Origin of the sequence: Novosphingobium sp. (assembly GCF_049240505.1) — a bacterium.
Classification (GTDB): Bacteria; Pseudomonadota; Alphaproteobacteria; order Sphingomonadales; family Sphingomonadaceae; genus Novosphingobium.
This window is the reverse complement of record NZ_JBMLSM010000227.1, coordinates 4,395-18,200: the sequence shown is the minus strand read 5'-3', so window position 1 is coordinate 18,200 and position 13,806 is coordinate 4,395. Positions and strand designations below refer to the sequence as shown.

Below are 13,806 nucleotides of genomic sequence, written 5' to 3'. Positions count from 1 at the left end.
TCCCGTTGCAGACCAACCTGACGTCAGGCGTCGTACATGGAGGGTGTCGAAGGTACTGACATTGTCAGCGCACCTTCGACACCGCATCGCTCTCTTGGCGGACCGCGAGAGGCAACGTGCGACCCTCGCACGCGTACACTACGACAGCATGCTGTCGTTTTCCAGCTTGATGTTCGGCGCGCCGCTGACACTTGCGTCATGATTTGGCGGTTTGGCTCTTACCTGGGAGCACTTCGTACGTTGTGTCGCGGTGCTACATTTGCTGCGATTGCAATACGCAAGGAGAGGGTGAACCGCTCCCCAAGCAGGGCCCTGGGCTGTCTATAGCTACCTGCTCACACGAGATTTCCCTTATGCCGCCAGCACACCTATTGAAACCATGCTTAGGTAAACAGCATGCAGCAGCCTTAGCTTCTCCCTCCTCCCTCCCTTGGCTGCGATGCTGAATGCCGCCGGTCGCGCACCAGTCGCGTGACCGGCGGATTTTTGGAAACGCGACATTCAGCGCGCTTTCCGCCGCAAGGCAGAGGCCGGCCAATGCACACATTGCCCATGGTCGTTACCTGTATGACCGCAATCTTGGACAACGCTGCGCGCCCCAAGCGGCATCGCGAGCAGCATGTCTGATATGGTGTGTCCGGTCCGATAGAGCGACAAGACAGCAGTGCCGAAGGTTGGGGTTGCACCAAAGTGCACTCGGGATTAATCAATCAACAGCACCGCTTCGCTGTGTGCGGTGTTTAGAAAACTGGCCCTCCAACCCTTTGGGGGCTGGCCCCGATGACCCTGCGATACGACCCGAGCGCAGGGTCATCATTTTCTTCGGTCATGCCCGTTTCGGTGGCCAAGAGGCCGCTCGTGACTGCCGAGCGGGGGAGGGCACTGGTCGCCCTACAACTCCCACCTAAGCCACGAATGGCGCGCCCCCAGCGGAAGGGCAGCTCTGGTGTCCAGGCTGAAAAGTGCGTTCTGCCTTTTGACCACCCCGGCTTTTGTCGCCCTCTGAAAACTTCACTCAACCTGGCTCTTAGGCTGACAGGGCAGGGCAGGGTGCTGTGCCAATGTTGGTTCGTGCGCCTTCGTGCCCCGATCGGTGGTCGTTGACCGAGGCGCGAACGCGAAGGAAGGGTGTCACGGCGCTCTAGCCATGCCGCAATTATTCTATTCAATAGAACAAAGTTTTATAAACAATGAACTATACAGAACGCAATTGTGGTGCGAGAGGGTGGGGCGACGGGGGTAGAGCTAAAGGACGACATAACAGTGTCAAACATGAGCGCTGCACATCAGTTCTGCCAACCCGAACAGAATGCGCAGGAACTGGGAACTCCTGCGTCCAATGTGCCGGATTTTCATGCAGATAGCGGAACCAACGGCACGAAGAGCTCTGAGTACCTGCTTGCACTTGCCGAACGCGAGCTCGAACGCCGTAAAGTCCGGATCAGCTATCTTACCAAAGAGTTCCTCAGCGATGCGGCTTGGGCCATGCTACTGGATCTCTTCGTGAAGGAGGAGCGGGGCCGCGAACCTTCGGAAGCAGAGCTCTGCGAAGCCTCACTGATAGCACCGAAGATCGCTCTGCGTTGGCTGGACGCAATGGAGCAGGCTGGCCTTTTATCACGCTCTGCGGCTCCAACCCACCCATCAGTCGATTATGTCTATCTCACCAAAACGGGGCGAAATGCGGTCACCGCGATCCTGAGTTCGTAGGGCGAAGAAGCAGTATTTTTGCCGCCTGTGCCCTTTATGACGTTCAAACCTACGGAGCTGCAGTCCAGCGTCGGCTGGATAACCCGATCGGCATCGACTTAGAGCAAGATCACAGCGCTGTTGGGGGAGGGCACCGGGTTTGCAACTTCCGCCTTTTGTCGAACAATCACGTGGCCGATTTTGAAATTATACACCTTGGGCATCCTCAGAATCAGGGGAACTACTAAAGAGGCAGAAACTCCATAGCGATACAGGGGCGCTTAATCGCATGCGCAAGCATCTGTGTTCGTCTACTGGAGATTCATACTGTGCGTGTTACGTCAGTCTTTACTGCTACCCTGCTTGCCAGCGCAGCCATTCCTGCCCATGCAAATGATAGTGAGGCCAGCCAAGAGCCCGATGTGAAGGGCGAAGCAACCGCTCCAGTGCCTTCCGCCAAATCCTTCACGACCGGCGTTGCGAAGGGCCGCGACCTGCTCGACACTGCCATCTCTGCGAGCGTGCTCGATGATCACGATCTCGCGCAACTTTCGGTCAGTTCGGTTGCGGGCATCCTCCAGAATATCCCAGGAATCCGGTCCGAGACATCCGATATTGACGGCTATTCAGCCATCACAATCCGCGGCTTGCCGCTGGCGGCGGAGGGGTCCAAATTCCTGCAGTTGCAGGAAGATGGTCTGCCAGTGCTCGAATTCGGCGACATCCAGTTCGCCGGGATCGACCAGTTTTTGCGCGCCGACCTTACGCTTGCCCAGGTTCAGGCAATTCGTGGCGGATCGGCTTCGACCTTTGCGTCCAATTCACCGGGCGGGCTTATCAACTTCATCTCGCAAACTGGCGAAACAAAGGGCGGCACAGTCCAGGTGTCGAGCGGCGTCGGCCATGACCTGAAGCGGATCGACTTCGCCTATGGCTCGCCGCTTGGCGACGGATGGCGCTTCCATGTCGGAGGCTTTTATCGCAACGGCGAAGGCCCGCGCGAGATTGGCTTCACCGGCTTTTCGGGAGGCCAGATCAAGGCCAACGTCACCAAGGAATTCGAGGGAGGCTACATCCGCGTCTATGGTAAGTTCCTTGATGACCGGCAGCCAAACTACGGCAACGTTCCTCTCAGGGTCACCGGCACCAACGCCGACCCCGAGGTCGGTTTCATCGGCGGTTACGATCCGCGCGAACAAGGCTTCCTCTCGCCGCTCACTGCCTCCTACGCCGAAGTCGATCGGAACAATAACCGCACCTTGCTCGACTCGCGCGACGGACTTGCCTCGAATGTCAAAGCGGTAGGGCTAGAAGCGCAGTTCGATATTGCCGGGTTCACGGTGACCAACCGGTTCCGCTTTGCCGACATCAGCGGTGAATATAACGAGATCGCTCCCTTTGTGACCGCGCCCGCGCCTTTCTTTGCTCAGTTCGGTGGGCCGGGTGCACGCCTCTCCTACGCTGCCGGAATGCAGAGTGGTCAGGCGATCACTGACGGGCGACTGCTCTCGTTGACGGCCCGGATCTATGCCGATCTCGAAAGCCTGGACAACACCACCAACGATCTGCGCGCGACCCGCGTCTGGGAGGCGGGCGAGGGCAAGCTCACCACTACTGCAGGCGTCTACACGTCGCGTCAGGATGTGCGCATGTTCTGGAACTTCACGAGCAGCTTGCAGGACGTAGCAGGCGGCGGGCGCAATGCGCCCGTCAACATCACCACTGCGACAAACATTCCAGTAACTGATGCGGGCACGCTGGCTTACGGCTTCGCAGTGGGCCTGCCGTTCAGCATCTACCACAATCGATACGACGTTGGTTACGACACACTGGCTCCCTATGGTTCGATCAATTACCAGATCGGCAAGCTTGCCGTGGGTGCCAGCATTCGCTGGGATAAGGGCAATGTCCAGGGGCAGGTCTTCTCGCCGGGCTTTGGAAATGGACGACCGCTGTTCGCGCCGGTCGATGTCAATGGCGACGGGCAGGTCTCGCTTCCGGAAAGCCGGGTGCCGATCCTTCCGCTGACCCGCCCGGCGGCAGTGGACTACGACTACGATTACCTCTCCTACTCCGCTGGTGTAAACTACCGCTTCGCTGACAGTTTCTCGGCTTTCGCGCGTTACAGTCGCGGCGGGCGGGCAAGCGCAGAGAATGCGATCGGGACCGAGACACTCGATCCCGTTGCCGGCCGCCCCGCAAATCCCGAGATCATCGTCTCAATGGTCAAGCAGGCAGAGGCGGGTGTGAAGTACCGCAAGAACGGCTTCAGTCTGTTCCTCACCGGCTTCTGGGCTTCGACCGATGAGCGCAACGCACAGATCACCGCCGATGCCAATGGTCAGGCCTTCGTTCAGCAGATCAAACGCACCTACAGCGCCAAGGGTCTCGAATTCGAGAGCGAATTGCGTAAGGGCCCACTCTCCATGGTGGTTGGCGCCACCTGGACCGAGGCCAAGATCGATAACGATGCGATCGCCCCTGCCTTCAATGGCCTAACGCCGCGCCACATCCCGGATTTCGCTTTTTTTGCAAGGCCTGCAGCAGAGTTCGGCAAGCTGACGGTCGGTGCAGTTGTAAACGGCACCACCGAAAGCTTTGCGCAGGACACCAACCAGCTGGTGCAGCCCGGCTATGTGCTAGTGAGCCCCTTCCTGAAGTACCGCCCCACGGACGGCCTGACACTTGCGGTCAACGCCTTTAACGTTTTCGACGATCTGGCTGTGGTAGCAATGCAAGCGCCGAGCATCCCGCCATCGGGCATTGTCAACGGGCAAGTGATGAACGGCCGCACGGTTACCGCGTCACTGCGCTACATGTTCTGACCGGCCAGGGTGTCGCCAGACCGCAGAAAAACACCGCGGCATAGGTCCACCTTCGCACCAAACCGTTTGAGAGCCTGTCTTAGACTGATGGGCTCTCAAACGCGTCCTTGATTTGGGTCTCACATCGATCGCCTCCAGCCCGGACCGTTATGCCTGCGTCTCGAAGAAGGGTCAGGGAGACAGGGGCGATCGGGCCCGATCCTGCGCGTCCCGGATCAGGGTTACCGCCAACGAGCCTTCAGCGATATGCGAGAAAGGCGAAGCCGATTCTCGCTCTGGAAAGGCGATGAGCTGGGTTCTTGCCGACCTGTTCGGCTGCCGCGCGCCAACCTCGCAACGAGCGGCGGATACCGCGAGAAGGTTTTTAAAGGGCCCATTGCTCGGTCAAGAGCACGCTCTTGTCTGCCCTTGCAGACGGTACATTAGGAGAAATCGCCGAACGTGCTTTCTTTCAGGCTAAGATCGGCCAGCGTGCTAATCGCTATCGGTCTGGAGATCAAAGGTCACATCTCATCTGTAGCTTCCTAGGCGAACGCAGGATCGGGAAGTTCAGATGGTCATGGCTCTGGGCGAAAGCGCCAACATACAAGCGATCGAGGGCATCCACGCCGCGATGCTGGAAGAACTTCAGGTCCATGAGGACCTTGAGCTCGACCTGTCGCCTGTGAAGGATGCGGATGTGAGCTTCCTCCAGCTCATTGTAGCTGCAAGAAAGTTTGCATCTGACAACGGTAAAGAGTTTCGGCTCGCGAGGTCGACTGGGCGGTCCCTTGCCGCCTTGCTTGAGCGTGCCGGGTTTGTGTCCGAAGATAATCCCGACGCCCGCGCGTTCTGGCTGGAAGGAGATGTCCAATGACATCGATCCTGACCGTCGATGACTCCGCAAGCATGCGTATGGCGATCCGGATCGCCTTGGACGGGGCCGGACACGAAGTCGTCGAAGCTGCCGATGGCGTGGAAGGCCTCTCAAAGGCGCGCGAGGCCAAGTTCGATCTAATCATTACCGATCTCAACATGCCCAACATGAACGGGCTCGAGATGATCCGCGAGATCCGCCGGCTGCCTATCCAGGCCGGAACGCCCATCATCTTTCTGACGACCGAGTCTGATGATGCGATGAAGCAGGAGGCCAAGTTTGCCGGCGCGACCGGCTGGCTAGTGAAACCTTTCGTAGCTGATCATCTAATCAAGGTCACTCGTAAGGTGCTCGGCGCATGAGCGCGCAAAACCCGGCCGAAACCTTCCGGATCGAGGCCGGAGAATTGCTCGATACTACTGAGCAAGCGCTCCTCGATCTGACGCACCGGCTGGACAGCCGCGCTCTGATCGATACCGTTTTCCGGGGCATGCACACGCTCAAAGGCTCGGGTGCGATGTTCGGCTTTGATGCGCTTGCCGCCTTTACCCATCATTGCGAGAGCGCGTTCGACAAAGTCCGCAAAGGCCAAGTGCCGGCGACTGCCGAACTCGTCGCGGTGACGCTGTCGGCAATGGACCACATGCGCGTTCTCGTTGATCGCCCGGATGCTGATTGCGCTGACGAAGGCGCCGCCATTCTCGAGCGCCTTCAAGCCGCCTTGGGTGCTGATGCGGTCGACCAGCGCGGGCCCTCGGCGGAGCAGCAGATAGCGATCCCCGCTTCCAGCGATGGCGACGATCCGGTTTCCGATGAGCCTTGGCGTGTTCATTTTCGCCTGCCGGTTGAGTCCATGGCCAACGGCACTAATCCGCTGCTTCTGCTTGATGAGCTGCGCGACCTTGGTGCCACACGTGTTGTAGCCATCACCAATCGTATCCCCGCCCTCGACGTGCTCGATCCGGTCCAGTGCCATATTGCGTGGGACGTCGAATTGCCCGCCACAGTGACGCGCGAGGCGATCGAAGACGTTTTCATCTTTGTCATGGATGACATGGAACTCGTCATCGAACGAGGCGGGAAAGCGGTTCTCTCGGATACTGACGAAGCCAAACCACTGGTTGCGGTGGAACCGGACCCTGCTGTCCCGGCACACGCCATGCAATCATCGACCCAAGCCGCCAGCGACCGTTCCGCAAAGTCGGCAGGCGAAAGCGTGCGTGTGCCTGCTGACCGGCTGGATGTTTTGATGGACCGCGTCGGTGAACTCGTAATCGTTCAAAGCCGGCTTGCACAGTTGGCCTGCGGCGGCGTTTCGAGTGCGGCAGACCAACTCGCGTTGCGCTCGATCTCGGAAGAGGTCGAGCGGCTAGCCAACGAACTGCGCGACACGATGATGGTCCTACGCATGGTTCCTATCGCGGCCTTGTTTGGGCGGTTCCGTCGCCTTGTCCATGATCTGGCGCGCGAAACCGGCAAGTCCATCAATTTGGTGACGGACGGCGAGAGCACCGAAATAGATAAGACTGTCTCGGAGCGGCTTGCCGACCCCATCGTTCATCTCATCCGCAATGCTTGTGACCATGGCCTAGAGCCTGAGGACGAGCGCCTTGCATCGGGTAAGACCGCCGCTGGCCAGATCCAGCTCTCAGCGCGACAGACCGGCGGTGAGGTGCTCATCACGATCGCGGACGACGGACGTGGTATCAGCCGCGAACGCGTCCGCGCCAAGGCTGAAGCCAATGCCCTCATCCAGCCAGGACAGACCCTTTCGGACAGCGAGCTACTTCAGCTGATCTTCGAACCGGGTTTTTCGACCGCCCCGCAAGTGACCAATCTATCGGGACGAGGGGTCGGTATGGATGTCGTCAAGCGCACGATCGAAGGGCTGCGCGGGCAGATCGAAGTAAGCAGCGAACCGGGGAAGGGTTCGATCATTACGCTGCGCATACCGCTCACACTGGCCATCATCGATGGTCTCCTGGTTCGCGTAGGTGGCGGCAATTATGTCATTCCTTTGTCGGCGGTCGAGGAATGTCTCGAACTCAGCCTTGAGGAGGACATCCGCTCTCGAGGGCGCAGCATGATCCAGCTGCGGGAAGGGTTGGTGCCCTTTCTTAGGCTGCGCGAGCTTTTCGACACGGGCACGCGGCCCGATGCCTTTCAGAAGATCGTCGTGATCGCGGCTGGCGGCGAACGGATCGGCCTGGTGGTCGATCAGATCATCGGCAGCCACCAGACAGTGATTAAATCCATGTCGAGCCTACACCGCTCGATCCCGAGCTTCTCGGGCGCAACTATCCTCGGGGATGGCGGAGTAGCGCTGATCCTCGACGTTATACAACTGGTTGCGCTGGGTCAGAGCAGAGAGGAGCGGCTCCGCGCCGCCGGGTAACGCCATGCAGAACAGCAGCACAACCCAGTGGGACGAAAACGGCCAACTCGAGGTCCTCACCTTCGACATCGGAGAGGAACGTCTTGCGATCGAGGCTGTGAACATCCGCGAAATTCTTGACCTGCTTCCCGAAACACGGGTGCCAGGCGCACCCGCGATCGTCTCGAGCGTGGTCAACTTTCGCGGCAAGATCATTCCTATCGCCGATCTTCGGGTGATCTTCGGCATGACCGAACCGACCGCGGAGATGCCAGGAGACCATGCTGAAGACATGGCGCTAAAGTACACCTCTACCGATCACCGCATCGTCGTCATCGAAACGGAACTCGATAGCGAGACAATCCAGATCGGCCTGCGCGCCGACAAGGTTCACGAAGTGGCCACGCTAGAGCAACGCGACAGCAGCGAACCGCCGCTTTTGGGCATGCGGTGGAGGCGCGAATTTGTGCGCGAACTGGTGCGGCAGCCGGACAGCGTGATCGTGCTTCCCGATCTTCAGGAAATCTTTCGATCAATGGTCAGCGCAGCATGACGCCGGCCTCTCAATCAACGTTCCTCGTCAAGGAGTAGACCCAATGCCGTTCAACTTCTTTTCGCCGATTTCAGAGGATCTTGTCCTTGCCGAAATCGCACGCGTTGAGGCGGAGTTCCGCTCCAGTGGCGACCTTTCGCTGCGCCTCGATAGCAGCATCGGTAACGCTTCGACCCGAGCCGTTATCGAAGCCTTCAACGGGCTGCTCAAGGCTGCGGCGCAGCCTGTCGAAGATCTTGCCGCGAATATCGCTGAAATGGCAGCAGAGCATGACCGCGGCGATATTGATGTGCTCATTCCTACGGACCGCTTTTCTGGTCGCTACCGGGAGATGGCGCACGGGATCAATGATCTGGTGAGCGCCCATATCGTGACGAAAAAGAAAGCGATGGCCTGCGTTGCGGAATTCAGCCGCGGCAATTTTTCGGCGCCCCTTGAGCAGTTCCCGGGCAAGAAGGCTTTTCTCAACGAAACGGTCGAAACCCTGCGCAGCAGCCTCTCCGGACTGATCGCTGAAATGAACCACATGTCAGCCGAGCATGATCGCGGCGATATCGATGTGACTGTGGATGACACCAGATTTCCAGGCGAATTTGGCGTCATGGCACGCGGGATTAACGCGATGGTGGCTGGTCACATTGCCGTGAAGAAAAAGGCGATGGCCTGCGTGAAGGAGTTAGGCGAAGGCAATTTCAAAGCCCCACTGGAGCAGTTCCCCGGGAAGAAAGCCTTTATCAACGAGACGATTGAGACGCTGCGGAGTAATCTGATCGGGCTCATCGGCGAACTCAATGCCATGTCGGCCGAACACGACCGCGGCGATATTGATGTGATGGTCGACGATACACGATTCCAAGGCGATTTCGGCGAGATGGCCCGCGGCATCAACCAGATGGTAGCGGGTCACATCGCAGTGAAGAAGAAGGCTATGGCTTGCGTCAAGGCCTTCGGAGAAGGGGACTTTAACGCCCCGCTTGAGCAATTCCCCGGCAAGAAGGCCTTTCTTAACGAAACGGTCGAGACTCTGCGCACCAACCTTCGGGCGATAACAGCGGAGATTAATCGCCTGATAGACGCAGCGACCGCCGGTCAGCTGGGGGAACGTGGCAATGACAAGCTTTTCGTCGGCGATTTCGCAACCTTGATTTCGGGCATCAACGGGATGCTTGATGCTACAATCAAGCCGATCGATGAAGGAAACCGCGTGCTTCGCCTCCTAAGCAGCGGCAACCTCAGCGAGCGTGTTGAGATCGATTGCCGCGGCGATCATCAGCAGATGCGCGATGCCATCAATGACTTGGTAGATAATCTTCGCACCACCGCTCGCGTGGCCGACCGGATCGCAGAAGGCGATCTGACCGTGCGCCACACCGCGCTTTCCGAAGATGACCAACTGGGCACGGCTCTTGCCAGCATGATTGAGGGTCTTCGGGCAGTTGTGGGAAGCACCACTGTTGCCGCCGAAAACGTTTCGACCGGGAGCAGGCAGCTTGCTGCGAGCGCCGAGCAGGTTGCGCAAGGAGCTACCGAGCAGGCCGCCTCTGCCGAAGAGGCGTCTGCTTCGATGGAACAAATGGCCGCAAACATTAAACAGAACGCGGACAACGCGGCGCAAACCGAAAAGATTGCGCGCCAGTCTTCCAAGGATGCCGAGCTGTCAGGGCAGGCAGTGGCGCAGGCCGTCACCGCTATGCGTACCATTGCCGATAAGATCGGCATTGTGCAGGAAATCGCTCGCCAAACGGACCTTCTCGCTCTCAACGCAGCGGTCGAAGCTGCTCGCGCTGGCGAACACGGCAAAGGGTTTGCGGTAGTCGCATCGGAAGTACGTAAGCTTGCCGAACGAAGCCAGTCAGCTGCGGCCGAGATCAGCGCCGTGTCCTCGGATACAGTGAAGGTTGCAACTGATGCCGGCGAGATGCTCGCGAAGCTGGTCCCCGATATACGCCGCACAGCCGAACTAGTGACGGAAATTAGTGCCGCCTGCCGCGAACAGGACATCGGAGCATCGCAGATCAATGAGGCTATTCAGCAGCTTGACAAGGTAACACAGCAGAATGCCAGCGCTTCGGACCAAATTTCCTCGACCTCCGAGGAACTGGCATCCCAGGCCGATGAATTGCAGCAGTCGATAGCGTTCTTCACGATCGAACCTGGCAAGGCGGGAGCCAACATCGGTGCCAGGTCGGGCAGCCCCGCGCTACATAAGGCGAAGCCAGCGAACCGCAGCGCGCCAGTTGTGCGCCGCTCCGTCCCCTCGGTGCCCAAGCGCAATACTGTTGTAGAACAGCAGGAGCGGGTTGCCGGTTTCGCGCTCAACCTCACCGACGGCGGGGCTGATCCCGACGATGCAGATTTCGGACGTGCCGCATGAGCCAACCGGTCGATCTCCAGGTCGTCGAGTTCGGCCTTGGCACTGAAGTCTTTGCTGTGCCCGTCAAGCTCGTACGCGAAATTCTAGATTATACGCCGCCTGCGCATGTGCCCAACGGCCCTGCTCATTTCGTCGGGCTTACTGACGTGCGCGGCCAGGGGGTCCCGACGCTGGACCTGCGACGGCGTCTCGGTCTGGATCCAATCGCTCCAACCCTCGCTACGAGGATCCTGATACTCGACATCCCTATGGACGACCGCAGGCTGACACTCGGCGTGGTGATCGATCGCGTGATCAGCGTTAGCGCCTACAATGCGCGGCAAATCGAACAAGCACCCGACATCGGGGTGCGCTGGAATTCCCAATACATCACCGGGGTCGTCAGACGCGAAACCGGCTTTGCCGTGATCATCGATGTCGCGCGCATTTTCACCACGGGAGACACGGCGATGGCAGGTGATGGATCGTACCCGCACCTGGTCGACGGCTGAAACAACCTGTCGGGACTGCGGCGCTGATGATCGCTGCCCGGCACAACATAAAGATGGAGGAACGTGTGCCGCTTAACCCCTTTGCCGCTGCTTCGACAGCCGTAGTCCTTGATGAAATCTCCCGGGTGGAAGCGGCGATGGTCAGCGGGAACTGCGCTGAACGTCTCAACTGCCAAACAGGCAATGCCGCGACCCGCGCGGTGGCGGAGGCCGTCAATCGCTTGCTCGACCAGGCATTCCAGCCCTCGCATGATCTCGGCAGCGCAATTGCTCACATGAGCGCCGAGCATGATCGCGGTGACATCGATGTCGTTATCAAACCAGAAGCATTGCCCGGCCATTTCGCGGATATGGCTCGCCAGATCAACGATCTGGTGGGAGCACATATCACGACGAAGAAGAAGGCCATGGCCTGCGTAAAGGAGTTCAGTGAAGGCAACTTCGACGCGACCCTTGAAAGGTTCCCGGGCAAGAAGGTCTTCCTCAACGAAATCATCGACACGCTACGCGATAACCTGACGGGCCTCATTGCGCAGATGAACCACATGTCCGCCGAACACGACCGCGGTGATATCGATGTCGTGGTCGATGACGGGGCGTTTCACGGTGATTTCGCCGTCATGGCGCGAGGCATTAACTCCATGGTCGCCGGGCACATCGCGGTGAAGAAGAAGGCGATGGCCTGCGTCAAAGAGTTCAGTGAAGGAAACTTCGACGCGCCGCTTGAACAGTTTCCCGGCAAGAAGGCCTTCATCAACGATACGATCGAGACACTTCGCAGCAACCTTCGGTCGATCACCTCTGAGATACAGGGCCTGATTGTTGCGGCCACCGAAGGCCGCCTGAGCGAACGCGGCGAAGAACAACGGTTCGTGGGTGATTTCGCCCGCCTTGTCTGCGGCATCAACGGCATGCTGGATGCCACAATCCTCCCGATCGAGGAGGGCAACCGCGTCCTCGCCAAACTCGGAGCCGGCGATCTTGGCGAACGTGTCGAGATCGAATGCCAGGGCGATCACAAGGCCATGCGCGACGCCATCAATGCCGTGGTGGACACGTTGCGCGCCTTCGCCGGCAACGTCAGCCAGGCGGCAACCGAAGTGGCCGACGGCAGCACGCAGATGGCTGCCAGTTCGCAGCAGCTTTCCGAGGGTGCCACCGAGCAAGCCGCCTCTGCCGAAGAGGCCTCGGCCTCGATGGAGCAGATGGCCGCGAACATTAAACAGAATGCCGACAACGCAGCGCAGACCGAGAAGATCGCCCGACAGTCGTCTAAGGATGCCGAATTGTCGGGTGTCGCTGTCGACAAGGCAGTGGACGCGATGCGCACGATCGCCGAGAAGATCAGCATCGTTCAGGAAATCGCGCGCCAGACGGACCTGCTGGCCCTCAACGCGGCAGTCGAAGCCGCCCGCGCTGGCGAACATGGCAAAGGCTTTGCGGTCGTGGCTTCCGAAGTGCGCAAGCTCGCCGAGCGCAGCCAGTCGGCTGCTGCCGAGATCGCCTCGGTCTCGACCGATACAGTCAAGGCCGCAACCGAAGCTGGAGAAATGCTAAGCAAGCTGGTCCCCGACATTCGTCGGACAGCCGAACTGGTGACCGAAATCAGCGCCGCCTGCCGCGAACAGGATATCGGGGCCGCGCAGATCAATGAGGCGATCCAGCAGCTCGACAAGGTGACGCAGCAGAATGCGAGCGCTTCGGACCAGATTTCCTCGACATCGGAAGCTCTGGCCGCACGGGCCGAAGAGCTTCAGGAATCGATGGCCTTTTTCAAACTAGATGCTTCCGCCCTGCGCACCACGCCTGCCATGCCCGCGCTTGGGGCTGCAAAGTCCCGCAAGGCGGCACCGTCAAGGTCAGTGTCCCGTCCGGCAGCGTCGGCTCGACCCGCGCCTCGATCCGCGCACGGCCAGGCGGACCCTAACTCTGTGACGCACCAGCAACAGCGGGTTGCTGGCTTCGCGCTCGACCTGACCGTCGGCAGCGGGGATGCCGAAGACGGCCACTTCGGACGCGCGGCATGATGGTTCCCGCCCCATTGATCTTCTGCCGAGTAGTTGCGCCATGAACGACATGACCCATGCCGCCTTCGATGCCATGCCCGAAATCGATCGCATCGGCGCAAGGCAGTTCAAGGCACTGGCCGCGCTGATCTATGCCGAAGCCGGGATCAATCTCAAATCCAGCAAACAGACCATGCTCGAAGGACGCTTGCGGCGCCGTGCGCGCTCTGCTGGGTTTGCCAATGTCGGGGAATACTGTGATTTCGTGTTGAGTCCCGGGGTGGGTCCGAACGAGATCGAACAACTCATAAACGCGGTCACCACCAACAAGACGGACTTCTTCCGTGAGCCGTTCCACTTTGATGTGCTACTCAAGACAGTGTTCCCCGAGTTCGCCGACAACCGCCAGCGCTTGATCCGTTGCTGGAGCGCCGCCTGCTCGACCGGCGCCGAACCCTATACCCTCGCCATGCTTCTTGACGAGTTTGCCGCGCAGAACCGCGGGACTGACTACCAGGTTATCGCCACTGATCTCGACACTGAGGTACTCTCCACCGCCATCAAGGGCATCTACCCGCGCGAAATGGTGGATCCGGTCCCGGAGCACCTGCGTCGGCGTTATGTGCTTCAGGCCAAGA

Annotated in this window: 10 protein-coding genes and 1 pseudogene; all 11 read left to right on the top strand. The window is 59.4% G+C overall.

Features of this window, described 5'->3' with window-relative positions:
- The first annotated feature begins 1,272 nt into the window (after positions 1-1,272).
- Positions 1,273-1,710, top strand: a complete 438-nt coding sequence (locus ACOVQ0_RS18930) for a hypothetical protein (RefSeq protein WP_421888196.1) — start codon at positions 1,273-1,275, stop codon at positions 1,708-1,710.
- Positions 1,711-2,111: 401 nt separating this feature from the next.
- Entirely contained in the window at positions 2,112-4,514 is a 2,403-nt protein-coding gene (locus ACOVQ0_RS18925; RefSeq protein WP_421888193.1) for a TonB-dependent receptor domain-containing protein, read from the top strand.
- Between the two features lie 553 nt (positions 4,515-5,067).
- Positions 5,068-5,370, top strand: coding sequence for an STAS domain-containing protein (locus ACOVQ0_RS18920; RefSeq protein ID WP_421888190.1), 303 nt, complete (start codon positions 5,068-5,070; stop codon positions 5,368-5,370).
- A complete protein-coding gene (locus ACOVQ0_RS18915; protein WP_421888187.1) occupies positions 5,367-5,732 on the top strand; it encodes a response regulator in 366 nt (121 codons plus the stop codon). The genes ACOVQ0_RS18920 and ACOVQ0_RS18915 overlap by 4 nt, the downstream gene beginning before the upstream one ends.
- Positions 5,729-7,765, top strand: coding sequence for a chemotaxis protein CheA (locus ACOVQ0_RS18910; RefSeq protein WP_421888184.1), 2,037 nt, complete (start codon positions 5,729-5,731; stop codon positions 7,763-7,765). The genes ACOVQ0_RS18915 and ACOVQ0_RS18910 overlap by 4 nt, the downstream gene beginning before the upstream one ends.
- Positions 7,766-7,769: 4 nt before the next feature.
- Positions 7,770-8,297 carry a chemotaxis protein CheW gene (locus ACOVQ0_RS18905; RefSeq protein ID WP_421888181.1) on the top strand — a complete coding sequence of 176 codons (528 nt, stop codon included), beginning with the start codon at positions 7,770-7,772 and terminating at the stop codon, positions 8,295-8,297.
- 43 nt (positions 8,298-8,340) lie between these two features.
- Positions 8,341-8,649 (top strand): annotated as a pseudogene (locus ACOVQ0_RS18900) (hypothetical protein); the annotation flags it as partial.
- Positions 8,629-10,671: a methyl-accepting chemotaxis protein gene (locus ACOVQ0_RS18895; protein WP_421888244.1), complete on the top strand. Its 2,043-nt coding sequence runs from the start codon at positions 8,629-8,631 to the stop codon at positions 10,669-10,671. The pseudogene ACOVQ0_RS18900 and the gene ACOVQ0_RS18895, both read left to right, overlap by 21 nt.
- A complete protein-coding gene (locus ACOVQ0_RS18890) occupies positions 10,668-11,162 on the top strand; it encodes a chemotaxis protein CheW (protein WP_421888178.1) in 495 nt (164 codons plus the stop codon). Before ACOVQ0_RS18895 ends, ACOVQ0_RS18890 begins: the two co-directional genes overlap by 4 nt.
- Before the next feature lie 26 nt (positions 11,163-11,188).
- The gene (locus ACOVQ0_RS18885; protein WP_421888175.1) at positions 11,189-13,189 is read left to right on the top strand and encodes a methyl-accepting chemotaxis protein; all 2,001 of its coding nucleotides are present in this window, start codon (positions 11,189-11,191) and stop codon (positions 13,187-13,189) included.
- Positions 13,190-13,229: 40 nt separating this feature from the next.
- Positions 13,230-13,806, top strand: a 577-nt coding sequence (locus tag ACOVQ0_RS18880) for a CheR family methyltransferase (RefSeq protein ID WP_421888171.1), incomplete at its 3' end; no start/stop codon positions are given.

Excerpts from the sequence above, each read along its gene's own strand:
- ACOVQ0_RS18895 (WP_421888244.1), top strand. The coding sequence starts at position 8,629 with ATGGCGCACGGGATCAATGATCTGGTGAGCGCCCATATCGTGACGAAA.
- ACOVQ0_RS18910 (WP_421888184.1), top strand. The coding sequence starts at position 5,729 with ATGAGCGCGCAAAACCCGGCCGAAACCTTCCGGATCGAGGCCGGAGAA.
- ACOVQ0_RS18890 (WP_421888178.1), top strand. The coding sequence starts at position 10,668 with ATGAGCCAACCGGTCGATCTCCAGGTCGTCGAGTTCGGCCTTGGCACT.
- ACOVQ0_RS18930 (WP_421888196.1), top strand. The coding sequence starts at position 1,273 with ATGAGCGCTGCACATCAGTTCTGCCAACCCGAACAGAATGCGCAGGAA.
- ACOVQ0_RS18885 (WP_421888175.1), top strand. The coding sequence starts at position 11,189 with ATGATCGCTGCCCGGCACAACATAAAGATGGAGGAACGTGTGCCGCTT.
- ACOVQ0_RS18905 (WP_421888181.1), top strand. The coding sequence starts at position 7,770 with ATGCAGAACAGCAGCACAACCCAGTGGGACGAAAACGGCCAACTCGAG.
- ACOVQ0_RS18920 (WP_421888190.1), top strand. The coding sequence starts at position 5,068 with ATGGTCATGGCTCTGGGCGAAAGCGCCAACATACAAGCGATCGAGGGC.
- ACOVQ0_RS18915 (WP_421888187.1), top strand. The coding sequence starts at position 5,367 with ATGACATCGATCCTGACCGTCGATGACTCCGCAAGCATGCGTATGGCG.